The sequence below is a fragment of the Burkholderia orbicola genome, from assembly GCF_900100915.1.
GTDB lineage: Bacteria > Pseudomonadota > Gammaproteobacteria > Burkholderiales > Burkholderiaceae > Burkholderia > Burkholderia orbicola.
The window spans coordinates 2,137,561-2,159,890 of sequence record NZ_FNKW01000001.1; the positions used below are offsets into that span (position 1 = coordinate 2,137,561).

Annotated in this window: 26 protein-coding genes; 20 read left to right on the forward strand and 6 right to left on the reverse strand. The window is 66.8% G+C overall.

Annotation, left to right across the window (positions count from 1 at the left end):
- The first annotated feature begins 53 nt into the window (after positions 1–53).
- The 5 genes from gshA (at position 54) to ptsP (ending at position 5,353) form a co-directional block, all read left to right on the forward strand.
- On the forward strand, positions 54–1,343 hold the full coding sequence (gshA, locus tag BLS50_RS10225) for a glutamate--cysteine ligase (protein ID WP_006477713.1): 1,290 nt from the start codon (positions 54–56) through the stop codon (positions 1,341–1,343).
- 27 nt (positions 1,344–1,370) lie between these two features.
- Complete coding sequence (gene gshB / locus BLS50_RS10230) at positions 1,371–2,327, forward strand: glutathione synthase (protein ID WP_069233185.1); 957 nt, start codon at positions 1,371–1,373, stop codon at positions 2,325–2,327.
- A gap of 237 nt (positions 2,328–2,564) precedes the next feature.
- Entirely contained in the window at positions 2,565–3,035 is a 471-nt protein-coding gene (locus tag BLS50_RS10235) for a PTS sugar transporter subunit IIA (RefSeq protein WP_006477715.1), read from the forward strand.
- Positions 3,036–3,109: 74 nt separating this feature from the next.
- Positions 3,110–3,379 carry an HPr family phosphocarrier protein gene (locus BLS50_RS10240; protein ID WP_006477716.1) on the forward strand — a complete coding sequence of 90 codons (270 nt, stop codon included), beginning with the start codon at positions 3,110–3,112 and terminating at the stop codon, positions 3,377–3,379.
- Between the two features lie 201 nt (positions 3,380–3,580).
- Positions 3,581–5,353 carry a phosphoenolpyruvate--protein phosphotransferase gene (ptsP, locus tag BLS50_RS10245; protein ID WP_027807186.1) on the forward strand — a complete coding sequence of 591 codons (1,773 nt, stop codon included), beginning with the start codon at positions 3,581–3,583 and terminating at the stop codon, positions 5,351–5,353.
- Between the two features lie 68 nt (positions 5,354–5,421).
- Here the strand turns inward: ptsP and BLS50_RS10250 are convergent, their stop codons facing one another.
- The 3 genes from BLS50_RS10250 to gpmA all read right to left on the reverse strand — a co-directional run bounded on the left by BLS50_RS10250 (position 5,422) and on the right by gpmA (position 8,829).
- Positions 5,422–6,174 (reverse strand): HesA/MoeB/ThiF family protein, encoded by a 753-nt coding sequence (locus tag BLS50_RS10250; protein ID WP_074802160.1) that lies wholly within the window; start codon positions 6,172–6,174, stop codon positions 5,422–5,424.
- A gap of 104 nt (positions 6,175–6,278) precedes the next feature.
- Positions 6,279–7,826 carry a S41 family peptidase gene (locus tag BLS50_RS10255; RefSeq protein WP_011546283.1) on the reverse strand — a complete coding sequence of 516 codons (1,548 nt, stop codon included), beginning with the start codon at positions 7,824–7,826 and terminating at the stop codon, positions 6,279–6,281.
- Between the two features lie 256 nt (positions 7,827–8,082).
- Positions 8,083–8,829: a 2,3-diphosphoglycerate-dependent phosphoglycerate mutase gene (gene gpmA, locus BLS50_RS10260; protein WP_012329275.1), complete on the reverse strand. Its 747-nt coding sequence runs from the start codon at positions 8,827–8,829 to the stop codon at positions 8,083–8,085.
- 134 nt (positions 8,830–8,963) lie between these two features.
- On the opposite strand from gpmA, the gene BLS50_RS10265 reads away from it, so the two are divergent.
- From BLS50_RS10265 to BLS50_RS10285, 5 genes are all read left to right on the forward strand, one after another.
- Positions 8,964–9,386: a rhodanese-like domain-containing protein gene (locus BLS50_RS10265; protein WP_006477721.1), complete on the forward strand. Its 423-nt coding sequence runs from the start codon at positions 8,964–8,966 to the stop codon at positions 9,384–9,386.
- Positions 9,383–9,643, forward strand: a complete 261-nt coding sequence (gene grxC, locus BLS50_RS10270) for a glutaredoxin 3 (protein WP_006477722.1) — start codon at positions 9,383–9,385, stop codon at positions 9,641–9,643. The genes BLS50_RS10265 and grxC overlap by 4 nt, the downstream gene beginning before the upstream one ends.
- Before the next feature lie 107 nt (positions 9,644–9,750).
- Positions 9,751–10,245 (forward strand): protein-export chaperone SecB, encoded by a 495-nt coding sequence (gene secB, locus BLS50_RS10275; RefSeq protein ID WP_006477723.1) that lies wholly within the window; start codon positions 9,751–9,753, stop codon positions 10,243–10,245.
- A 26-nt stretch (positions 10,246–10,271) separates the two neighbouring features.
- Positions 10,272–11,270: an NAD(P)H-dependent glycerol-3-phosphate dehydrogenase gene (locus tag BLS50_RS10280; protein ID WP_027813646.1), complete on the forward strand. Its 999-nt coding sequence runs from the start codon at positions 10,272–10,274 to the stop codon at positions 11,268–11,270.
- 92 nt (positions 11,271–11,362) lie between these two features.
- On the forward strand, positions 11,363–11,887 hold the full coding sequence (locus tag BLS50_RS10285; protein ID WP_027807188.1) for an O-acetyl-ADP-ribose deacetylase: 525 nt from the start codon (positions 11,363–11,365) through the stop codon (positions 11,885–11,887).
- Positions 11,888–11,921: 34 nt separating this feature from the next.
- Here BLS50_RS10285 and trmL read toward each other — a convergent pair whose 3' ends face one another.
- Together trmL and BLS50_RS10295 are read right to left on the reverse strand one after the other, a co-directional pair.
- Positions 11,922–12,392 (reverse strand): tRNA (uridine(34)/cytosine(34)/5-carboxymethylaminomethyluridine(34)-2'-O)-methyltransferase TrmL, encoded by a 471-nt coding sequence (gene trmL, locus BLS50_RS10290; RefSeq protein WP_006477726.1) that lies wholly within the window; start codon positions 12,390–12,392, stop codon positions 11,922–11,924.
- Positions 12,393–12,493: 101 nt separating this feature from the next.
- Positions 12,494–13,291: a ComF family protein gene (locus BLS50_RS10295; protein WP_074802161.1), complete on the reverse strand. Its 798-nt coding sequence runs from the start codon at positions 13,289–13,291 to the stop codon at positions 12,494–12,496.
- 81 nt (positions 13,292–13,372) lie between these two features.
- Between BLS50_RS10295 and BLS50_RS10300 the strand changes: the two genes are divergently transcribed.
- From BLS50_RS10300 to BLS50_RS10330, 8 genes are all read left to right on the forward strand, one after another.
- A complete protein-coding gene (locus tag BLS50_RS10300) occupies positions 13,373–14,338 on the forward strand; it encodes a methyltransferase domain-containing protein (RefSeq protein WP_074802162.1) in 966 nt (321 codons plus the stop codon).
- 195 nt (positions 14,339–14,533) lie between these two features.
- Positions 14,534–15,058: a DUF2244 domain-containing protein gene (locus tag BLS50_RS10305; RefSeq protein WP_011546277.1), complete on the forward strand. Its 525-nt coding sequence runs from the start codon at positions 14,534–14,536 to the stop codon at positions 15,056–15,058.
- 56 nt (positions 15,059–15,114) lie between these two features.
- On the forward strand, positions 15,115–16,713 hold the full coding sequence (coxB, locus tag BLS50_RS10310; RefSeq protein WP_074802163.1) for a cytochrome c oxidase subunit II: 1,599 nt from the start codon (positions 15,115–15,117) through the stop codon (positions 16,711–16,713).
- Positions 16,714–16,756: 43 nt separating this feature from the next.
- A complete protein-coding gene (gene ctaD, locus BLS50_RS10315; RefSeq protein WP_006477731.1) occupies positions 16,757–18,364 on the forward strand; it encodes a cytochrome c oxidase subunit I in 1,608 nt (535 codons plus the stop codon).
- A 69-nt stretch (positions 18,365–18,433) separates the two neighbouring features.
- On the forward strand, positions 18,434–18,574 hold the full coding sequence (locus BLS50_RS35890; RefSeq protein WP_006486385.1) for a cytochrome oxidase small assembly protein: 141 nt from the start codon (positions 18,434–18,436) through the stop codon (positions 18,572–18,574).
- 35 nt (positions 18,575–18,609) lie between these two features.
- Positions 18,610–19,218, forward strand: a complete 609-nt coding sequence (locus BLS50_RS10320; protein WP_006477732.1) for a cytochrome c oxidase assembly protein — start codon at positions 18,610–18,612, stop codon at positions 19,216–19,218.
- A 16-nt stretch (positions 19,219–19,234) separates the two neighbouring features.
- Entirely contained in the window at positions 19,235–19,435 is a 201-nt protein-coding gene (locus BLS50_RS10325; protein WP_011546273.1) for a DUF2970 domain-containing protein, read from the forward strand.
- A 164-nt stretch (positions 19,436–19,599) separates the two neighbouring features.
- Positions 19,600–20,457, forward strand: a complete 858-nt coding sequence (locus BLS50_RS10330) for a cytochrome c oxidase subunit 3 (RefSeq protein WP_006477734.1) — start codon at positions 19,600–19,602, stop codon at positions 20,455–20,457.
- 174 nt (positions 20,458–20,631) lie between these two features.
- Here BLS50_RS10330 and BLS50_RS10335 read toward each other — a convergent pair whose 3' ends face one another.
- Complete coding sequence (locus BLS50_RS10335; RefSeq protein ID WP_006477735.1) at positions 20,632–20,841, reverse strand: twin transmembrane helix small protein; 210 nt, start codon at positions 20,839–20,841, stop codon at positions 20,632–20,634.
- Between the two features lie 84 nt (positions 20,842–20,925).
- Between BLS50_RS10335 and BLS50_RS10340 the strand changes: the two genes are divergently transcribed.
- Together BLS50_RS10340 and BLS50_RS10345 are read left to right on the forward strand one after the other, a co-directional pair.
- Positions 20,926–21,636 (forward strand): SURF1 family protein, encoded by a 711-nt coding sequence (locus BLS50_RS10340; protein WP_256334046.1) that lies wholly within the window; start codon positions 20,926–20,928, stop codon positions 21,634–21,636.
- A gap of 60 nt (positions 21,637–21,696) precedes the next feature.
- On the forward strand, positions 21,697–22,323 hold the full coding sequence (locus BLS50_RS10345; protein ID WP_011546271.1) for an SCO family protein: 627 nt from the start codon (positions 21,697–21,699) through the stop codon (positions 22,321–22,323).
- The last annotated feature ends 7 nt before the right edge of the window (positions 22,324–22,330 follow it).

The window sequence follows — 22,330 nt, forward strand, 5'->3', positions numbered from 1 at the left end:
AATGGGCAAGGCAATTGCTCTACAATCTTCATTCTCCCGCTCGCGAGTGATTCATGGTTCCCCACCTCGTTACCGCGTTGAACGGTCCGCTGCTCGAACTCGAGCAGAAGATCCTCGACGCGACGCCTGCGATCGAACGCTGGTTCAGGCTCGAATGGCAGGAACACACCCCGCCGTTCTATTGTTCGGTGGACCTGCGCAATGCCGGCTTCAAGCTGGCGCCCGTCGACGCGAACCTGTTTCCCGGCGCGTTCAACAATCTGCCGTCCGAAGTGCTGCCGCTCGCCGTGCAGGCCGCGATGGCCGCGATCGAGAAGATCTGCCCGGACGCGAAGAATCTGCTCGTGATTCCCGAGCTGCCGACCCGCAACGCGTTCTACCTGGAAAACGTCGCGCGCCTCGCGACGATCATGCGCCAGGCCGGCCTGAACGTGCGCTTCGGCTCGCTCGACCCGAGCATCACCGACATGACGCCGATCACGCTGGCCGACGGCCAGAAGATCGTGCTCGAACCGCTCGAGCGTTCGCAGCGCCGCCTCGGCCTGAAGAATTTCGATCCGTGCTCGATCCTGCTGAACAACGACCTGTCGGCCGGCATCCCGGCCGTGCTGGAAAACCTGCACGAGCAGTATCTGCTGCCGCCGCTGCACGCGGGCTGGGCCGTGCGCCGCAAGTCGACGCATTTCTCGTGCTACGACGACGTCGCGAAGAAGTTCGCGAAGATGGTCGGCGTCGATCCGTGGATGGTGAATCCGTATTTCGCGCACGTGGAAGGCGTCGACTGGCAGGCGCATGAAGGCGAGCAGGCGCTCGCCGACGCGATCGACGGCGTGCTGAAGAAGATCGCGCGCAAGTATCGCGAATACGGGATCAGCGAGAAGCCGTACGTCGTCGTGAAGGCCGACGCGGGCACCGCGGGCCGTGGCGTGATGACCGTGCACGACGCGGCCGAGATCGGCCGCATGACGAAGGCCGAGCGTGCGCAGATGGCCGAATCGAAGGCCGGCCTCGCGGTGCGCGACGTGATCGTGCAGGAAGGCGTCTACACGTTCGAGCGCGTCGGCGACGAGGTGGCCGAGCCCGTCGTGTACATGATCGACCGCTACGTGGTCGGCGGCTTCTACCGCACGCACGGCGGCCGCGAGCGCGACCAGAACCTGAACGCGCCCGGCATGCACTACGTGCCGCTCGGCTTCGAGCACACCGCGCTGCCGGATGCGGGCGCCAAGCCGGGCGCCGCGCCGCCGAACCGTTTCTACATGTACGGCGTCGTCGCGCGGCTGTCGCTGATCGCGTCGTCGATCGAACTGGAAAAGACCGATCCCGAAGCCATCCAGGTGTAACGGACCTTCGCTACGTACAGGACCCGCATGGACATTCTTTTTATCGCCGACCCGCTCGATCATTTCAAGATCTACAAGGATTCGACCTACGCGATGATGGCGGAGGCCGCCCGGCGCGGGCATGCGGTGTACGCGTGCGAACCGCGCCACCTCGCGTGGACGGGCTCGGCCGTCGAGGCCGACGTGCGGCGCATCACGTTCGTCGGCGAGCTGGACGACCTGCATCGCGACATCTGGTTCGAAGCGGGCCCGGTCGACGCGCGCCGTCTCGAATCGTTCGGCGCGGTGCTGATGCGCAAGGACCCGCCGTTCGACATGGAGTACGTGACGTCGACGTGGCTGCTCGAGCTGGCCGAGCGTGCGGGTGCACGCGTGTTCAACAAGGCGCAGTCGATCCGCGACCATTCGGAGAAGCTCGCGATCGGCGAGTTTCCGCAGTTCGTCGCACCGACGCTCGTCACGCGCGACGCGAAACGGCTGCGCGCGTTCCACGCCGAGCATGGCGACGTGATCCTGAAGCCGCTCGACGGGATGGGCGGGATGGGCGTGTTCCGCGTGAAGCCGGACGGCATGAACCTCGGCTCGATCGTCGAGATGCTGAGCCACGACGGCACGCGCTCGGTGATGGCGCAGAAGTTCATTCCCGAGATCAAGGCCGGCGACAAGCGCATCCTGCTGATCGGCGGCGAGCCGGTGCCGTATTCGCTCGCGCGGATTCCGCAGGGCAGCGAGGTGCGCGGCAATCTCGCCGCGGGCGGGCTCGGCGTCGCGCAGCCGCTGACGGCCCGCGACCGCGAGATCGCCGACACGCTCGGGCCCGTGCTGGCGTCGCGCGGGCTGTTGCTGGTCGGGCTCGACGCGATCGGCGACTGGCTGACCGAGGTGAACGTCACGAGCCCGACGTGCTTCCGCGAGATCATGGAACAGACGGGTTTCGACGTCGCCGCGATGTTCATCGACGCGCTGGAGCGTGCGGCCGCGTAGGCCCGACCAGTTTCCCGCGCAACCCCGGCGGCGGCCGCGCAGGTCCCCCGTCGCCGGAGCAGCTTGACCGGCCTGCTACAATGCCCGCTTGCCCGGTGCCGTGATCGGCGCACCGAAGGCCCGGCGGTCGGGCCGACACTGTTGCAAGGCTGAACATGAAACGTTCTCCACACTCGCTACGCTCATTGCCCCGCCGCGGGGTATCGGCCCGCCAGGGGCGGCCGGGAGCGATCTGACATGGCCGGAATCCTGATCATCGCGCACGCTCCGCTCGCCACCGCGCTGCGGGACTGCATCGCGCACATCTACGGCGGCGTGCCCGCCCGCATCGGCTGCATCGACGTGACGGCGGACAGCGATCCGGCCCAGGTGATGGCCTTCGCGCACGCGGAACTCGCGCGGCTCAAGGAAGAGAACGGCGTGGTCGTGCTGACTGACATGTACGGCGCGACGCCCGCAAACATCGCAGGCCAGCTCGCGAAGCTCGACAACGTGCGCGTGCTGGCCGGCGTGAACCTGCCGATGCTCGTGCGGGCCGTCTGCTACCGCACCGTGCCGCTCGACAAGCTGGTCGACAAGGCGCTGTCCGGCGGCGCGAAGGGTGTCCACGAGGTGTCGGCCGGCACGCCGCCGCCGCCGTCGGAAACCGGTTGCGGCCAGTGCGCGCCGATTCCGCCCGAACCGCAGCCGCGCACCGAATCGCACTGACCGCCCCGTTTTCCGTTTTAGACTGACCCGCCGACGCCCGCCGCCGGCGGCCTCGACCGACCCGACCGAGAATCATGCTTCAACAAGAAACCACCATCGTCAATAAATTGGGGCTCCATGCACGCGCATCGGCCAAGCTTACGCAACTGGCCGGCAACTTCCAGTCGGAAGTCTGGATGACACGCAACGGGCGCAAGATCAATGCGAAGAGCATCATGGGCGTGATGATGCTGGCGGCCGGTATCGGCAGCACCGTGACGATCGAGACGGAAGGGCCCGACGAGCGGGAAGCGATGGATGCGCTGCTGAAGCTGATCGCCGACAAGTTCGGCGAAGGCCAGTGATCGCCACGCGGAATCATTGCCGTTTCCAGTCAGAATGCCGCGGATGTCGCGGCATTTTTTTCGTCGGAAGCATTGATGCGGAATGCGCAATGCTGCGCTGCATGCAGTCAGCAGGGAGTCGCGGAATTTATAATCGCTAACCGGGGTCATAAGCGCATCGCAGCAGTGTGCCGCGGCTTTACTTGTACAGAGGAGGTGCGCGTGTCCTTCACGCTGCATGGCATTCCCGTCTCACGAGGTATCGCGATCGGGCGAGCGTATCTGATCGCGCCGGCGGCGCTCGACGTCGCCCATTACCTGATCGAGGCCAACCGGACCGACGCCGAAGTGGAGCGATTCCGCACGGCGCTCGACGTCGTGCGTCGCGAGCTCGAAGCGCTGCGCGCCGACCTGACCGACGACACCCCGAGCGAAGTCGGTGCATTCATCGACGTCCACACGATGATCCTGAGCGACGAGATGCTCGTGCAGGAAACCATCGACCTGATCCGCACGCGCCGCTACAACGTCGAATGGGCGCTGACCGAGCAGCTCGAACTGCTGACGCGCCATTTCGACGACATCGAAGACGAATACCTGCGCGAGCGCAAGGCCGACATCGAGCAGGTGGTCGAGCGCGTGCTGAAGGCGCTCGCCGGTGCGCCGTCCGCATCGCAGGCGCTCGACGGCGCGGCCAGGAACGGCACGAACGACATGATCGTCGTCGCGCACGACATCGCGCCGGCCGACATGATGCAGTTCAAGACGCAGTCGTTCCAGGCGTTCGTCACCGATCTCGGCGGGCGCACGTCGCATACGGCGATCGTCGCGCGCAGCCTCGGCATTCCGGCCGCGGTCGGCGTGCAGCATGCGAGTTCGCTGATCCGCCAGGACGACCTGATCATCGTCGACGGCGACCAGGGCATCGTGATCGTCGATCCGGCGCCGATCGTCCTCGAGGAATATTCGTACCGCCAGTCCGAGAAGCTGCTGGAGCAACGCAAGCTGCAGCGCCTGAAGTTCTCGCCGACGCAAACGCTGTGCGGCACGAAGATCGACCTGTACGCGAACATCGAGCTGCCCGACGACGCGAAGGCGGCCGTCGAGGCCGGCGCGGTCGGCGTCGGCCTGTTCCGCTCCGAGTTCCTGTTCATGCACGAGAAGGAGATGCCGGAAGAGGAGGAGCAGTTCGCCGCGTACAAGCGGGCCGTCGAGTGGATGAAGGGCATGCCGGTGACGATCCGCACGATCGACGTCGGCGCCGACAAACCGCTCGAGGCGCTCGACGAAGGCTACGAAACGGCGCCGAACCCGGCGCTCGGGCTGCGCGCGATCCGCTGGAGCCTGTCCGAGCCGCAGATGTTCCTCACGCAGTTGCGCGCGATCCTGCGCGCGTCCGCGTTCGGCCAGGTGAAGATCCTGATCCCGATGCTCGCGCACGCGCAGGAGATCGACCAGACGCTCGACCTGATCCGCGAGGCGAAGCGGCAGCTCGACGACGCGGGGCTCGCGTACGATCCGAACGTGCGCCTCGGCGCGATGATCGAGATCCCGGCCGCGGCGATCGCGCTTCCGCTGTTCCTGAAGCGCTTCGATTTCCTGTCGATCGGCACGAACGACCTGATCCAGTACACGCTCGCGATCGATCGCGCCGACAATGCGGTCGCGCACCTGTACGACCCGCTGCATCCGGCCGTGCTGCATCTGATCGCCTATACGCTGCGCGAAGCGAAGCGCGCGGGCGTGTCGGTGTCGGTGTGCGGGGAGATGGCGGGCGACCCGGCGCTCACGCGCCTGTTGCTCGGGATGGGGCTCACCGAGTTCTCGATGCACCCGAGCCAGTTGCTCGTCGTGAAGCAGGAGATCCTGCGCGCGCACCTGAAGGCGCTTGAGAAGCCGACGGCCGACGTGCTGGCCGCGTTCGAGCCGGAGGAAGTGCAGGCGGCGCTGCAGCGGCTGGCGGTCGCCGAGCCGCGGGCGGACGCGGCCGCGTAGGCGTTTTCGCCGCCGCTAACTGTAGCGAAGTGTCACGCATGGGCCGTTTGGCGCATGCCCGTCGCGCGTCAGTGTCGGCCCCCGCATACGGGGCAGTCGGCCTGACGCGCGATTTTCATCGTCGTCCATTCCATCCGCAGCGAATCGAGCATCATCAGCCGCCCGTTGAGCGTCTTGCCGATGCCGCCGATCACGCGCAGCGCCTCGGCCGCCTGCATCGCGCCGATGATCCCGACGGTCGGCGCGAACACGCCCATCGTCGAGCACGCGACTTCCTCGAACGGCTGGTCTTCCGGAAACACGCACGCATAGCAGGGCGCGGCCGCGTCGCGGAAGTCGAACGTGCTGATCTGGCCGTCGAAGCGCAGCGCGGCGCCCGACACGAGCGGCACGCCGTGCGCGACGCACGCGCGGTTGATCGCATGCCGCGTCGCGAAGTTGTCGGTGCAGTCGAGCACGACGCTCGCGTGCGGCACGTGTGCGTCGAGCCACGCGTCGTCGACGCGTTCCGCGACCGCGTTCACCGTCACCTCGGGGTTCAGATGCGCGAGCGTGTCGCGTCCCGATTCGACCTTGCTGCGGCCGACCGATGCCGTCACGTGCAGGATCTGCCGCTGCAGGTTCGTGAGGTCGACCGTATCGGCGTCGACGAGCGTGAGCGTGCCGACCCCCGACGCCGCGAGATACATCGCGGCCGGCGAGCCGAGACCGCCCGCGCCGACGACGATCGCATGCGCATCGAGAAAGCGCTGCTGCGCCTCGATGCCGATCTCGTCGACGAGGATGTGGCGGGAGTAGCGAAGGAGTTGATCGTCGTTCATGGGGAGGCGTGAGCGAGGCGGGCGGACGTTCGTTATTTTAGGCGCGCATGAAAAACGGGCCATCGCGGTCTTCCCGCGATGGCCCGTTGGATGCCGGCTGGCGCTTACTTCGGCGCGGATGCCGGCTTCGGTGCGGAAGCCGGTTTCGCGGCGCTGGCGCCCGACGCCTTCGCGGCCGCCTTGGCGGCCGGGCTCTTCGCCGTGCTCTCGGCGAGCAGCGACTTCGATTCCTGGACCGGCTTGCCTTCGAGCTTGTTGAGCGCCTGCTGCATCATGAAGTCGTCGGCGCTGCCGAACTCGATCGGCTTGCGATCGCGATCCTTCTGGCGCTGCTCCGGCGTCTTCTTGTCGTTCTGCTCTTCGAGAACGCGCAGCTGATCCATCCGGCGCTGCTCGCGCTCTTCCTGTTCCTTCTTCTCGTTCGGATCCTGCGTGTTCGCGAGGTGGTTCGTGTAGTCGACCTCGCGCGTCACGAGCACGTCGTCCGGATCGCCGTCCGCGTACTGATCGACCGGCACGTCGGGCGTGATGCCCTTGTTCTGGATCGAACGGCCGCTCGGCGTGTAGTAGTACGCGGTGGTCAGGCGCAGCGCGGTGTCGGCCGTCATCGGGCGGACCGTCTGCACCGAACCCTTGCCGAACGTCGTCTTGCCCATGATCTGCGCGCGCTTCGAATCCTGCAGCGCACCGGCGACGATTTCCGACGCGGACGCCGAATACGCGTTCGTCAGCACGATCATCGGCACGGTCTTGAAGACCGGCGGCAGGTTCTTCAGCGGATCGCCGTCGAAGGACGGCAGGCGATAGTTGTCGTACGTATCGCGGTACACCTGCTTCGAATCGGGGATCTGGCCGTTGGTCGACACGACGACCGAGTCGGGCGGCAGGAACGCGCCGGCCACGCCGACCGCGCTCTGCAGCAGGCCGCCGCCGTTGTTGCGCAGGTCGAGGATGAGGCCCTTCAGGTTCGGCTGCTGGCGCGCGATGTCCTGCAGCTTCTGCGCGAGATCGGGCGTCGTGCGCTCCTGGAAGCTCGTGATGCGGACATACGCATAGCCCGGATCGAGCATCTTCATCTTCACGCTCTGGACCTTGATGATCGCGCGCGTGACCGTGACCGGGAACGTGCGGTCGTCGCTCTTGCGGAAGATCGTCAGCGTGACCTTGGTGCCCGGCTCGCCGCGCATCTGCTTGACGGCCTTGTCGAGCGTCATGCCGCGCACCGGCTTGTCGTTGATGCGCGTGATCAGGTCGCCCGGACGGATGCCGGCGCGGAACGCGGGAGTATCCTCGATCGGCGAGATCACCTTGACGAGGCCGTCTTCCTGCGAGATCTCGATGCCGAGGCCCGCGAAGCGGCCCTTCGTCTGCTCCTGCAGCTCGTCATAGTCGGTCTTGTCGAGGAACGACGAGTGCGGATCGAGGCTCGACACCATGCCCTTGATCGCCGCCGTCAGCAGCTTCTTGTCGTCGACCGGTTCGACGTACTCGCGCTTGATCTGCCCGAATACTTCCGCGAACAGGCGGAGCTGGTCGAGGGGAAGCGGCGCCGTGGCGGTCTGCTCGGCCGATGCGGAAACCTGCAGCGTGGCGAACACGCCCGTGGCGAGGCCCGCGGCAATCAGGCCGATGTTCTTCAAATTCATTCGCATAGAGAGTCTGGTGCGGTCGGGAAGCGCGTGGCGGTAGCGGGGATGTAGCGGACAAGTATAACTGTTCGTCCGATAACTCAGTGGAACGGCGCGAAAAGCGTCGAAAAGGCCGCAGAGGCCCCGGCGGGGCACCGCCAGGCGCGCTGCGGGGTTCGAAAGCGGGTTCGACCGCAGCGGGGCCGGGAAGGTTCGCGCGGCGTGCGGGTCGGGGCCCGGCACGCCGCGCCGGAACGCGGCCTGCTCGCCGCGCCGGGCGTCAGCCCGCCTTGCCTTGCTTCGCGACGGCGGCCTGCGCCTGCGCGATCGCGTCCTGGTCGCCGAGGTAATAGTGCTTGATCGGCTTCAGGTTCTCGTCGAGTTCATACACGAGCGGCACGCCGTTCGGGATGTTCAGGCCGACGATGTCGCTGTCCGAGATGCCGTCGAGGTACTTGATCAGCGCGCGCAGCGAGTTGCCGTGCGCGGCGATCAGCACCTGCTTGCCGGCGCGCACCGCCGGCGCGATCGACTCGTTCCACAGCGGCAGCACGCGCGCGACCGTGTCCTTCAGGCACTCGGTGAGCGGCAGTTGCTCGCGCGGCACCTTCGCGTAGCGCGGGTCGTTGAACGGCGCGCGCTCGTCGGTCGGCTCGAGCGCGGGCGGCGGCGTGTCGTAGCTGCGGCGCCACACGAGCACCTGCTCGTCGCCGAACTTGGCGGCCGTTTCCGCCTTGTTCAGACCCGACAGCGCGCCGTAGTGGCGCTCGTTCAGGCGCCACGAGTGGACGACCGGCAGGTACATCAGGTCCATCTTGTCCTGCACGTGCCACAGCGTGCGGATCGCGCGCTTGAGCACCGACGTGTACGCGATGTCGAACGTGTAGCCGGCCTCCTTGAGCAGTTCGCCGGCCTGGTAGGCCTCGTTGCGACCCTGTTCGGTCAGGTCGACGTCGACCCAGCCGGTGAAGCGGTTTTCCTTGTTCCACGTCGATTCGCCGTGGCGGATGAGAACGAGTTTGTACATGGATCTTGCGGTCGGTAGTGATGGGAAGCGGGGCGCGTCGCACGGGACCGAACCGGGCCCGACATCGCGCAAGACGGTTATTTTATAATGGCGGGATTGTCCTCATCCGATTTCTCTTTTTCCGGCGGCATTCCGTGACGTTCTTTACCAATTACACGAACCTGGCCCTTATCGCGATCCTGCTGGTTTCCGGCGGCCTGCTGGCATGGCCGGCCCTGCGCCGCGGCCGCGGCGGGCTGTCGGCTGCGGAAGCGACGCAGCTCATCAATCGCCGCAACGCGGTCGTGATCGACCTGCGTGCCGCCGCCGATTTCGCCGCCGGCCACCTGCCGTCGGCGCGCCAGGTCGCGGCGGGCGAGATCGGCGCGAAAATTGCGCAGGTCGCGAAGAACAAGAGCACCCCGGTGCTGCTCGTCTGCCAGAATGGCCAGCAGTCGCAGAAGGCGGCGCGTGAGGTCGAGGCGGCGGGCTACGCCGAGGTGCACGTGCTCGAAGGCGGCGTGGCCGCCTGGCAGCAGGCCGGGATGCCGGTCGTCAAACAAGGAGTGGCGAAGTGAACAAGGTTTTGATGTACAGCACGCAGGTGTGTCCGTATTGCATGCAGGCCGAGCGCCTGCTGAAGCTGCGCGGCGTCGAGCAGATCGAAAAGGTGCTGATCGATCGCGATCCGGCCCGCCGCGAGGAAATGATGACGCGCACGGGGCGCCGCACGGTGCCGCAGATCTATATCGGCGACACGCACGTCGGCGGCTACGACGATCTGTCGAAGCTCGACCGCGAAGGCGGCCTCGTGCCGCTTCTGCAAGCGGCCTGATTAGGGCAGAATGGCCGCCGGCCGCGCCGCGGGTCGGGCGCGCAGGATTCATCCGTGGCGGCCGGCGAACAGCCGGGCCGCCCCGTCACCACTTTTAGGGAAACACCATGTCCGACGTCGAAAACCAACCGTTCTTCAACATCCAGCGCGTCTACCTGAAGGATATGTCGCTCGAGCAGCCGAATTCGCCGGCGATCTTCCTCGAGCAGGACATGCCGTCGGTTGAAGTCGAAGTCGACGTCAAGGCCGACCGTCTCGCGGAAAGCGTGTTCGAAGTCGTCGTGTCGGGTACCGTCACCGCGAAGGTGAAGGACAAGGTCGCATTCCTGATCGAAGCGAAGCAGGCCGGCATTTTCGACATCCGCAACATTCCGGACGAACAGCTCGATCCGCTCGTTGGCATCGCATGCCCGACGATCCTGTTCCCGTACCTGCGCTCGAACATCGCCGACGCGATCACGCGCGCCGGCTTCCCGCCGATCCACCTCGCGGAAATCAACTTCCAGGCGCTGTACGAGCAGCGTCTCGCGCAGCTTCAGCAGCAAGCCGGCGCCGCAGCAGGCGCACCGAACGGCGCGCCGAATGGCACGACGCTGAACTGACGTTTCACTCCGGACCGGTGCTGGGTATGAAAGTAGCCGTTCTCGGCGCCGGTGCCTGGGGCACCGCGCTCGCGGGCCATCTGGCCGCGCGGCACGATACGCTTCTGTGGGCGCGCGACGCCGCGCTCATCGCCGGGCTGCAGGCCCGGCACGAAAATTCCCGCTATCTGGACGGCATCGCGCTGCCTGACGCGCTGCGCTACGACGCCGATCTCGGCGCCGCGCTCGCGCATGGCGCCGCGGACGATGCGCTGTGCGTGATCGCCGCGCCGGTGGCCGGGCTGCGCACGCTGTGTCACGCGATGCGCGACGCGGGCTGCGTGCCCGCGCACGTCGTCTGGGTCTGCAAGGGCTTCGAGGCCGACACGCATCTGCTGCCGCATCAGGTGATCGCGGCCGAACTGCCCGAACAGCAGAGCAACGGCGTGCTGTCGGGGCCGAGCTTCGCGCGCGAGGTCGGGCAGTCGCTGCCCGTCGCGTTGACGGTGGCGAGCGCGTCGGCCGAATGCCGCGAGCGCACGCTCGCCGCGTTCCATCACGGCGCGATGCGGATCTATACGGGCGACGACGTGGTCGGCGTCGAGGTCGGCGGCGCGGTGAAGAACGTGCTGGCGATCGCGACCGGCATTTCCGACGGCCTCGGCCTCGGGCTGAACGCGCGCGCCGCGCTGATCACGCGCGGCCTCGCCGAAATGTCGCGGCTCGGCGTGGCGCTCGGCGGCCGCGCGGAAACCTTCACGGGCCTCACGGGCCTCGGCGACCTGATCCTCACCGCGACGGGCGACCTGTCGCGCAACCGCACGGTCGGGCTGCAACTGGCGGCCGGCCGCACGCTGAACGACATCCTCGGCGCGCTCGGCCACGTGGCCGAAGGCGTGCGCTGCGCGCAGGCCGTGCTGGCGCTCGCGCGCGCACAATCGATCGACATGCCGATCACGCAAGCCGTGTGCGGCGTGCTGTTCGATGGCATCGCACCGCGCGACGCCGTCAGCGGCCTGCTGCGCCGCGACGCGCGCGCCGAGTAGCACGGGCCGGGTTCGCCCGGCACGGTCGCACCGGGCGCGCGGCGCCAAAGCGGACTACGCTTGAACAGTCTTCGGCGTTCCGCGAGGTTGTCATGCTGCAGATCCATTCCACCACGCTCGATGCGCAGGTCGTCGACATCACGACGCTCGATGTCGATGCGATCGTCAACGCCGCGAACGGTTCGCTGCTCGGCGGGGGCGGCGTCGACGGCGCGATTCACCGCGCGGCCGGCCCCGGCCTGCTCGCCGAGTGCCGCACGCTCGGCGGGTGCGACACCGGCGACGCGAAGCTCACGCGCGGCCACGGGTTGCCGGCGCGCTACGTGATCCATGCGGTCGGGCCGGTCTGGTACGGCGGCGCGCGCGGCGAGGCCGAGCTGCTCGCGTCGTGCTACCGGCGCGCGATCGAACTGGCCGAGGAGGTTGCCGCGACGTCGATCGCGTTTCCGGCGATCAGTTGCGGCGTCTACCGCTATCCGGCCGAAGCCGCCGTCGACATCGCGGTCGGCACCGTCGTCGAGATGCTCGCGCAGGCGCCGAACCTCGCACGCGTGGTATTCGCGTGCTTTTCCCCCGACATCTACGACCTGTACCGCGCGCGGCTCGCGCGGACCTGACGCGTTCCGCGCCGCGGGCTACGCCCGGCGCGTGTCAGGCGCCGCCTTCGAAGCCGGCCTGGCGCCACGCCTCGAACACGACCACCGCGACCGTGTTCGACAGGTTCAGGCTGCGGTTGTCCGGCCGCATCGGCAGGCGCACGCGCTGCTCGTTCGGGAAGCGTTCGAGCAGCTCGGCCGGCAGGCCGCGCGTTTCCGAGCCGAACACGAACCAGTCGCCGGGCAGGAACGCATGATCGTGGAAGCGGCCCGAGCCGCGCGTCGTGAACGCGAACATCCGCGCGGGATCGGGCGTTTCGGCGGCGACGAACGCATCCCAGTCGCGGTGCACGCGCATCTGCGCATACTCGTGATAGTCGAGGCCGGCGCGGCGCATCCGCGCGTCATCGAGCGGAAAGCCGAGCGGCTCGATCAGGTGCAGATGCGCGCCGGTGTTCGCGCACAGGCGGATCACGTTGCCGGTGTTCGGCGGAATTTCGGGGGCGACGAGGACGACGTTGAACATGTTTCGGTTTGGCTGGGGCGGCCGGAGCGGCGCAACGCGCGCGTGCATCCGGCTGGCCGGTTCGTGACGGCCGCATGCGGGCGGCCGGCCTCTCTATCTAATTAATCCCTGGCGGTGCGCAGCGCAACCAGATTCGTCACGCGCGCGGCGCCCGCCGCCTTCAGCGCCTGCGCGGCCGCCGCGAGCGTCGCGCCGGACGTCATCACGTCGTCGACGAGCGCGATGTGGCGGCCGGCGACGCCGCCTGCCACCGCGAAAGCCGCCATCACGTTGTCGCGTCGTGCGTGCCGGTCGAGCCGCGACTGCGGCGCGGTGTCGGCGACGCGCGTGAGCAAGGCTGCCTCCGCTGGCACGCCGAGCCGGCGCGCGAGCGGACGCGCGATCGCCCACGCCTGGTTGTAGCCGCGCGCGACCAGCCGCCGGTGCGACAGCGGCACCGGCGCGACGAGGTCGAAGCCGCTCGCGCCGCGCGTATCGTCGACCAGCCGCGCAAGCCGGGCTGCGAATTCACCACCGAGCGCGAGCCGTGCGTGAAATTTCAGGCCGCGCGCGAGCCCGTCGAGCGGCGCGCGGTAATCGGCAAGCGCGAGCGTCGCGTCGAACGGCGGCGGCGCAGTGCGGCACGTTTCGCACCGGTATGCGGCCGCGCGGGCGGTGCCGCTGCCACTGCCGCCGCGTGACCGCGCGTGCCCGACACCGAGCGGCAGCGCGCAGACCTCGCAGCGCAGCTGCGCTTCATTCCAGTACACGGCATCGCAGGCGCCGCAAATCACGACGTGTGACAAATTGCCGCACAACGCGCAGCGATTCGGCAACGTGGCCGCGGCAACGCGCGCGGCCAGCGTTCGAACCTGCGACAAAACGACGCGCAACGTGCGCTCGGCGGAACCGCGGACCATCGCAACACTCCTGGCACGCCGCCTCAATGAAGCTTGCGAGGCGAGCGAGTATACTTCGGGCTCTTCGCCAGTGTGCCCGACATGTCCCCAGCTTCGACTTCAACCGGCCGTCCGGCCAATGACACCAGGCGCCTGCGGCGGATCTTCGATCGCCGTGCCGCCACGTTCGATGCGGTTGCGTTCCTGCCGCGCGAGATCGCGCAGCGGATGAACGAGCGCCTCGAATACATCAAGGTGAGCCCCGCGGCCGTGCTCGATGCGGGCTGCGGCCCGGGCGACGACCTGCCGGCGCTGCGCGCGCGCTTTCCGGAAGCGCCGGTGTTCGGCGTGGACCTGTCCGGCGCGATGCTCGCGCGGGCCGGTCAGCGTGAAGTCGAGCAGACCACCTGGCGCCGCTGGCTGCCGGCGTCGCTCGGCCGGGCGCTGGGCCAGCGCGGCCCGCGCGTCGCGCAGGCCGATTTCGCCGCACTGCCGTTCCCGGGCGGCGCGTTCGACCTGATCTGGTCGAATCTCGCGCTTCACTGGCATTCGCGTCCCGATACCGTCTTCCCCGAATGGCAGCGCGTGCTGCGCGTGAACGGGCTGCTGATGTTCAGCACGCTCGGCCCCGACACGATGCGCGAACTGCGCGCGGCCTGCGCGGACGCCGAAGCGGCGCTCGGCATCGCCCCGCCCGCCGCGCGCGTGATCGATTTCGTCGACATGCACGACCTCGGCGACATGCTCGTCGAGAGCGGCTTCGAGATTCCCGTGATGGACCAGGAAGTGCTGACCGTGACCTACAAGTCCCCCGATTCCCTGCTCGCCGACGTGCGCCGCTGGGGCGCCTATCCGTTCGAGCGGGCGACGCCGCAGCACGCGACGCGGCGCTTTCGCGCGGCGCTCGGCGATGCGCTGGACGCGCGCCGGCGCGAGGACGGCACGATTCCGCTGACGTTCGAGGTGATCTACGGCCACGCGTGGAAGGCCGTGCCGCGCACGACCGCCGAAGGGCACGGGATCGTGCGCATCGAGGACATCGGCAAGGGGCGTCCGAAGAATCGGTAAAGCGGTAAAGAGGGGTTTTGTTATGTCTGAAATTAGCGGCGCAAAGCGGGGTCGAATTGGCGGCCAAAACGGCCGGAAAGCTTGTCGCGCTTGGCTTGGCGGGCGATAGGCGCTTGCTTGTGGATGCCATTGAACCCGCCTATAATGCGTCAGCTTGTCGTCCCGGGGTCCCCGCAATACGGGGCGACGAGTCCGATGCAGGCATGCATCGCATGCCATTCGCGTGAGGCGGCGATGGAAGCAGCGAGGGTTTTGGCGGAGACGGCGGACAGCGAACCGGTCCTCGAAGACTGGCTCATGAAACGCAACTGTTCGGTGTCGCCACGCCAGTTCGTGCTGTTTTACGCGTCGCTGGCGGGCTTCTCGCTGGCGATCGCGGCGTTGCTGTTGTGGAGAGGGGTCTGGCTCGTCATGCCCTTTACCGGAATCGAGTTGCTGGCGGTGGGTGTCGCATTTGCGATCTATGCTCGCCACGCGGTCGATTACGAGCGCATCAGGCTGTTTCCGCACCGGCTCGTGATCGAGCGGATGGATGCGGAGCGGCTCACGCAGATCGAATTCAACCCGCGCTGGGTGCGGGTCGAGCCGGGTGCGACGCCACGCGATCCGATTCGGCTGGTATCGCGCGGGCAGACCGTCGTAATCGGGCAGCATCTCGCGCAGTACAAGCGTGCGCAGTTCGCCGACGAACTGCGCGTGTCGCTCAGGCGCTGCGGCTGACGAGGCGCGGTCATTGGCCGGACGAGGCTGGTGGCTTGCGACGGGGGAGGGTTTGAATGGAAATTTTGGGTAAGGATGCTATGAAAACAATCAAGCGAGCCCTCACGGGCGTGCTGGCATGCAGCGGATTGCTCTTTGCCGGTGCGGCCCTGGCGGTCGGTGATAGCCCGGGCGGCCCCCGTGTCAACGAGATCAACTTTCAGCCGCCTGTCACGAAGATCGCCGAGGAGCTCTACGATCTCCACACGATGATGCTGATCCTGTGTACGGTGATCTTCGTCGGCGTGTTCGGCGTGATGTTCTATTCGATCTTCGCGCACCGCAAATCCAAGGGCCACAAGGCCGCCAATTTCCATGAAAGCACGACCGTCGAGATCATCTGGACGATCGTGCCGTTCGTCATCGTCGTGCTGATGGCGCTGCCGGCGACGAAGGCCGTCGTCGCGATGAAGGACACGACGAACGCCGATCTCACGATCAAGGTCACCGGCTACCAGTGGAAGTGGGGCTACGACTACGTGAAGGGCCCGGGCGAGGGCATCGGCTTCCTGTCGACGCTGACCACCCCGCGCGACGAAGTGATGGGCAAGAAGCCGATCACCGACACCTATCTGCAGGAAGTCGACAACCCGCTCGTCGTGCCGGTCAACAAGAAGATCCGCATCATCACGACCGCGAACGACGTCGTCCACTCGTGGTACGTGCCCGCGTTCGGCGTGAAGCAGGATGCGATCCCCGGCTTCGTGCGCGACACGTGGTTCAAGGCCGACAAGGTCGGCACGTTCCGCGGTTTCTGTACCGAGCTGTGCGGCAAGGAGCACGCGTACATGCCGGTCGTCGTCGAAGTCCTGTCGGACGACGACTACGCGAAGTGGGTCAGCGCGCAGAAGGCCAAGCTGGCCAGCGCGGCGGTCGATCCGAACAAGGTCTACACGATGGCCGAACTCGTCGCGCACGGCGAGGAAGTCTACAAGGCGAACTGCGCGGCCTGCCACCAGGTAAACGGCAAGGGCCTCGGCGCGTTCCCGGCGATGGACGGCAGCCCGATCGTGAACGGCCCGATCGCCGCGCACGTCGAGCGCGTGCTGCACGGCAAGGGCGCGATGCCGTCGTGGGCGTCGCTGTCGGACCTCGACATCGCTTCGGTCGTCACGTACGAACGCAACTCGTGGGGCAACCACAAGAACGACCTGCTGCAGCCGAAGCAAGTGGCTGACGCACGCAACGGCAAGCTGCCGGAAGACACGGCGGGCGCGGCAACGGCAGCGGTCCCGGCAGAAGCGGCTTCGGCGCCGGCGCAAGCCGCGTCGGGCGCCGAACAGCCGGCGGCAGCGGCATCGGCCGCGCTGTCGACGATCTACTTCGAGACGGGCAAGAGCGTGCTGCCGGCCGACGCGAAGGCGGCGATCGCCGCCGCGGCCGACTATGCGAAGGCACATCCGGACGTGAAGCTCGCGCTGTCGGGCTTCACCGACAAGACGGGCTCGGCCGACGCGAACGCCGAACTGGCGAAGCATCGCGCGCAGGCCGTGCGCGATGCGCTGAAGGCAGCAGGCGTGGCGGAAGACCACATTATTCTCAAAAAGCCGGAAACGATCACGGGCGGGGCTGACGCAAAGGAAGCCCGGCGTGTCGAGATCGGCCCGGCGGCTTGACGTGTCGCTGAGTTAGTCGACGTATTCGCATTAGGAGATTCTCATGTCTAGCATCGGGCACGACGTAGCCGCGGACCACGCGCACGACGACCACGCGCACGAAGCCCCGCACGGCTGGCGTCGCTGGCTGTTCGCCACCAACCACAAGGACATCGGTACGCTGTACCTGCTGTTCTCGTTCATCATGTTCCTGTCGGGCGGCGTGATGGCGCTCGGCATCCGTGCCGAGCTGTTCGAGCCGGGCCTGCAGATCATGCGTCCGGAGTTCTTTAACGAACTCACGACGATGCACGGCCTGATCATGGTGTTCGGCGCGATCATGCCGGCGTTCGTCGGCTTCGCGAACTGGATGATTCCGCTGCAGATCGGCGCATCCGACATGGCGTTCGCGCGGATGAACAACTTCAGCTTCTGGCTGCTGCCGGTCGCGGCCGTGCTGCTGGTCGGTTCGTTCTTCGCGCCGGGCGGCGCGACGGCTGCCGGCTGGACGCTGTACGCACCGCTGTCGACGCAGATGGGCCCGGGCATGGACTTCGCGATCTTCGCGGTCCACATCATGGGCGCATCGTCGATCATGGGCGGGATCAACATCGTCGTGACGATCCTGAACATGCGCGCACCGGGCATGACGCTGATGAAGATGCCGATGTTCGCGTGGACGTGGCTGATCACCGCGTACCTGCTGATCGCCGTGATGCCGGTTCTGGCGGGCGCGATCACGATGGTGCTGTTCGACCGCCACTTCGGCACGTCGTTCTTCAACGCGGCAGGCGGCGGCGACCCGGTGATGTATCAGCACATCTTCTGGTTCTTCGGCCACCCCGAGGTGTACATCATGATTCTGCCGGCGTTCGGGATCGTGTCGCAGGTGATCCCGGCGTTCGCACGCAAGACGCTGTTCGGCTACAGCTCGATGGTGTACGCGACGGCATCGATCGCGATCCTGTCGTTCATGGTCTGGGCGCACCACATGTTCGCCACGGGCATGCCGGTCACCGGCCAGCTGTTCTTCATGTACGCGACGATGCTGATCGCGGTGCCGACGGGCGTGAAGGTGTTCAACTGGCTCGCGACGATGTGGCGCGGCTCGATGACGTTCGAAACCCCGATGCTGTTCGCGATCGGCTTCCTGTTCGTGTTCACGTTCGGCGGCCTGACGGGCCTGATGCTCGCGATGGCGCCGCTCGACATCCAGTATCACGGCACCTACTTCGTGGTCGCGCACTTCCACTACGTGCTGGTGGCCGGCTCGCTGTTCGCGCTGTTCTCGGGCTGGTACTACTGGGCGCCGAAGTGGACGGGCTGGATGTACAACGAGACGCGCGGCAAGATCCACTTCTGGGCGTCGATGATCTTCTTCAACCTGACGTTCTTCCCGATGCACTTCGTCGGTCTCGCGGGCATGCCGCGCCGCTATGCGGACTACCCGGCACAGTTCACGGACTTCAACCAGGTGGCGACGATCGGCGCATTCGGCTTCGGCCTCGCGCAGGTGTACTTCCTGTTCGCGGTCGCGCTGCCGGCCTACCGTGGCGGCGGCGAGCTGGAAAAGGCGTCGGACAAGCCGTGGGATGGTGCGACGGGCCTCGAGTGGACGGTACCGAGCCCGGCTCCGTTCCACACGTTCGAGCAACCGCCGCACGTCGAATAAGTTTCACCGAGCGTTCCGCCGCTGCCTGCCGCGCAGGCAGGCGCGGCGGGCGCGGAACTGAAGTTTCAGATGACCCGGAATCCACAAGAAAGACGAACGCCCGAGCAGATCCGCGCGGGCAACAAGCGGCTCGGCCTCACCCTGCTCGTCATCGCCGCCGTTTTTTTCGTGGGTGTCGTGATCAAGCAGTGGTGGCTGTCCACCCACTGATGCAGTAACTGACGCAGTAGCGAGGAAGTCGTCGTATGTCGAAGCCGGAAGAGGGCGCCGTGGATCGTGCGTTCAATCGTTCGATGCTGGTGAAGCTCTTCGTCGTGGCCGGGCTGATGTTCGGTTTCGGCTTTGCGCTGATCCCGATGTATCGGGCGATTTGCCAGATCACCGGCATCAACAACCTGGTGCAGCGCGATGTCAGCGAGCGCGAGGTGAAGAACTCGCAGGTCGACACCAGCCGCACGGTGTCCGTCGAGTTCGATGCGAACGCGCGCGGGCCGCTCGGGTTCAAGCCGGAGCACAACAGCCTCGACGTGCATCCGGGCGAACTGACGACGATCGTGTACGACGTGACGAACGGGCAGGGCCGGCCGGTCGTCGCGCAGGCGATTCCGAGCTACGCGCCGAAGCAGGCGACGGAGTTCTTCAAGAAGATCGAGTGCTTTTGCTTCACGCAGCAGACGCTGACCGCGAACGAGTCGCGCAAGATGCCGGTGGTGTTCGTGATCGACCCGAAATTGCCGAAGGACGTGAAGACGATCACGCTGTCGTACACGTTCTTCGAGCTGAATACCCCGGCCACGCCGGCACCGGCGCAGCGCAGTACGGCGGCGCAGGGTGCGGCGAAGCCGGACGCATGACGAAGGAGACGGGGCGATGACGGAAGTCAAGCGGAGCGGAACGTTCGGTCAGGCGCTGAAAGCGGTGCTGTGGTCGTTCTTCGGGGTGCGCAAGCGGCGCGACCTGGAGGCCGACGCGACGCAGCTCAATCCGCTGCACGTGCTGATCGTCGCGTTGCTCGCGGCCGGCGTGTTCATCGGCGTGCTGATCCTGATCGTGCGTGCCGTCGTGGGTTGAGCGCGTGCTGGCGGCGCGCGGCTAGCGGCTAGCAGCGACGAAAGAATGCAGTGCGCGGCGCCCCGGCGCGGCGTGCAGGAAAGCGCGGTGGCGGTCTCGCCGCGCAAGAAATAAAGCCGGAGCGGTTTCCGGTACACAAATTGGACTGAAGTGGAGAATCAAGCATGAGCGGTCAAAACCAGACCCCGTACTATTTCGTGCCGCATCCGTCGCAGCATCCGATCAGCGCGGCCATCGGCCTGCTGGTCATGCTCGGGTCGGCCGCGCTGTGGATCAACGGTCACGACTGGGCGCCGTTTACGGCGCTGCTCGGCCTGCTGTGGTTGCTCTTCACGCTGTATCACTGGTTCGGCGACGCGATCGCCGAATCGGAAGGCGGTCATTACGGCAAGAACGTCGACAAGTCGTACCGCTGGAGCATGAGCTGGTTCATCTTCTCGGAAGTGATGTTCTTCGGCGCATTCTTCGGCGCGCTGTTCTATGCGCGTGAGATCGCGCTGCACCAGCTCGGCAGCCTCGACTACAAGCTGATCTGGCCGGACTTCTCCGCCGTGTGGCCGAACGAAGGCCCCGCCGCGCTCGCCGGTCACTTCAAGACGATGGGCCCGTGGCCGATCCCGACGCTGAACACCGCGTTCCTGCTGTCGTCGGGCGTGACGCTGACGATCTCGCACCACGCGCTGCGCGACGATCATCGCAAGAAGGCGATTGCGTGGCTGGCCGCGACGCTCGTGTTCGGGATCTGCTTCCTGTTCCTGCAGGGCTTCGAGTACTACCACGCGTACAACGAACTGAACCTGACGCTGAACTCGGGCGTGTACGGTTCGACGTTCTTCCTGCTGACCGGCTTCCACGGCTTCCACGTGTTCCTCGGCGGCACGATGCTCGCGGTGGTGCTGGTGCGGATGATCCGCGGCCACTTCAAGCCCGATCATCACTTCGCCTTCGAAGGCGCCGCGTGGTACTGGCACTTCGTCGACGTCGTCTGGCTCGGCCTGTACGTCGTCGTCTACTGGCTGTAAATGGAACAACGGCCCGCGCAGCGATGCGCGGGCCGTTTTCATTGGTGTCGTGGGCGCGGCGGCGAAGCCGCGAGCGATACCACCCTGGCGCCGCCGCGACTCAGTCAGGCGGCGCTTTTGCTTGGTGGCGCGGCCGTGCGGCTAAATGTCACAGCGGCCGGCGCGGCAACGGCATCAACGCCCGATCGGCAGGCCGGTCGAATGGATCCAGCCCATCCAGTTCGCGAACAGGATGAGCAGAAACAGCGACACCGACAGCCCGACACGGGTGGCGAGCGACCAGACCATGCGCTTCGTATGGCCGCGGTCGTGCATCATGAAGTAGAGCGCCGAGCCCATGCTGGCAATGATGAGGACGAAGGCGATGGGAACGAGTATGTGCATGACACGAACCGGACGACGGCAATTCGAAAGGAAGAGGATAATTATCGCACTTCGCTTTCGCGCAGGTGCCGGGCGGGCCGCATGATGAAGATCCGCTGGCTGCCCGCGCTGCTGATCCTCGTCGTCGTCGCGGTCACGATCCGTCTCGGCTTCTGGCAGCGCGACCGCGCGCACCAGAAGGAAGCGCTGCAGGCGAGCATCGGGCGCTACGAACGGGCGGCGCCCGTCGACCTCGGCGCGCAGCCGGTTCCGCTCGCGTCGATCGAGTTTCATCGCGTACGGGCAAAGGGCCGTTTCATGCCCGAGCAGGCGGTGTTCCTCGACAATCGGCCGTATAACGACCAGCCGGGTTTTTACGTCGTGATGCCGTTTAAACTCACGGGCGGCGGCGTCGTGCTCGTGAACCGCGGCTGGCTGCCGCGCAACATCGCCGATCGCACGGCGATCGAGCCGTTCGCGACGCCGGCGGGCGACATCGAGATCGTCGGCATCGCGCGTGCCGACGCGTCGCGCGCGTTCGAGCTCGGCGAAGGCGGGTCGGCCGCGCACCAGAAGATCCGGCAGAACCTCGACGTCGCCGCGTATGCGAAGGAAACCGGGCTGCCGCTGCAGCCGTTCGTGATCCAGCAGACGAGCGACGACGGCGACAAGCTCGTGCGCGACTGGCCGGCGGCGACGACCGGCGTCGAGCGCAATTACGGTTACATGTTTCAGTGGTGGGCGATGGCGGCCGCCGTGCTCGGCTTCGGCCTGTACGCCGCGCGGCGTGCGGCGAAGAAGTCGGCCGGCGCGTGAGCGCCATGCCAGGACGCGGCGCCGGCGCCGCGGGTTCGTTTCGAGAGGTCTGATTTGTCCATGCAATCTCCCCGTCAGGGTCCGGCCGCTGCGCCGATGTCGCCCGCGGCCCGCAAGCGCGGCCGCTGGATGCTCGTGCTGCTGGGTCTCGTGTGCGCCGCGCCGATGATCGCGTCGTACTTCACCTATTACGTGATCAAGCCGAAGGGCGGGTCGACGAACTACGGCACGCTGATCGAGCCGCAGCGCCCGATCCCGGCGGATCTGCAGGTCACCGACGAAACCGGCAAGACGGTGCCGCTGTCGTCGCTGCGCGGGGTCTGGCTGTTCGTGATGACCGACCGCAGCGCGTGCGACGACGCCTGCGCGCAGAAGCTTTATTTCATGCGTCAGGTCCGCGTCACGCAGGCGGGCGAACGGCACCGGATCACGATGGTGTGGCTGCGCAGCGATGCGGGCGCGATGCCGCAGAAGGTGCTGGATGCGTATCCGGACACGCGCCGGCTCGTCGCCGATCCGGCCGCGGTGGCCGCGTGGCTGCCGGCCGATGCCGGCACGAAGGACAGCGACCACATCTACATGGTCGACCCGAACGGCAACCTGATGATGCGTTTCCCGAAAGACCCGAATCCCAGCAAGATCAAGTCGGACGTGACGAAGCTGCTGAAGTGGTCGAGCATCGGTTAAGGCGAGA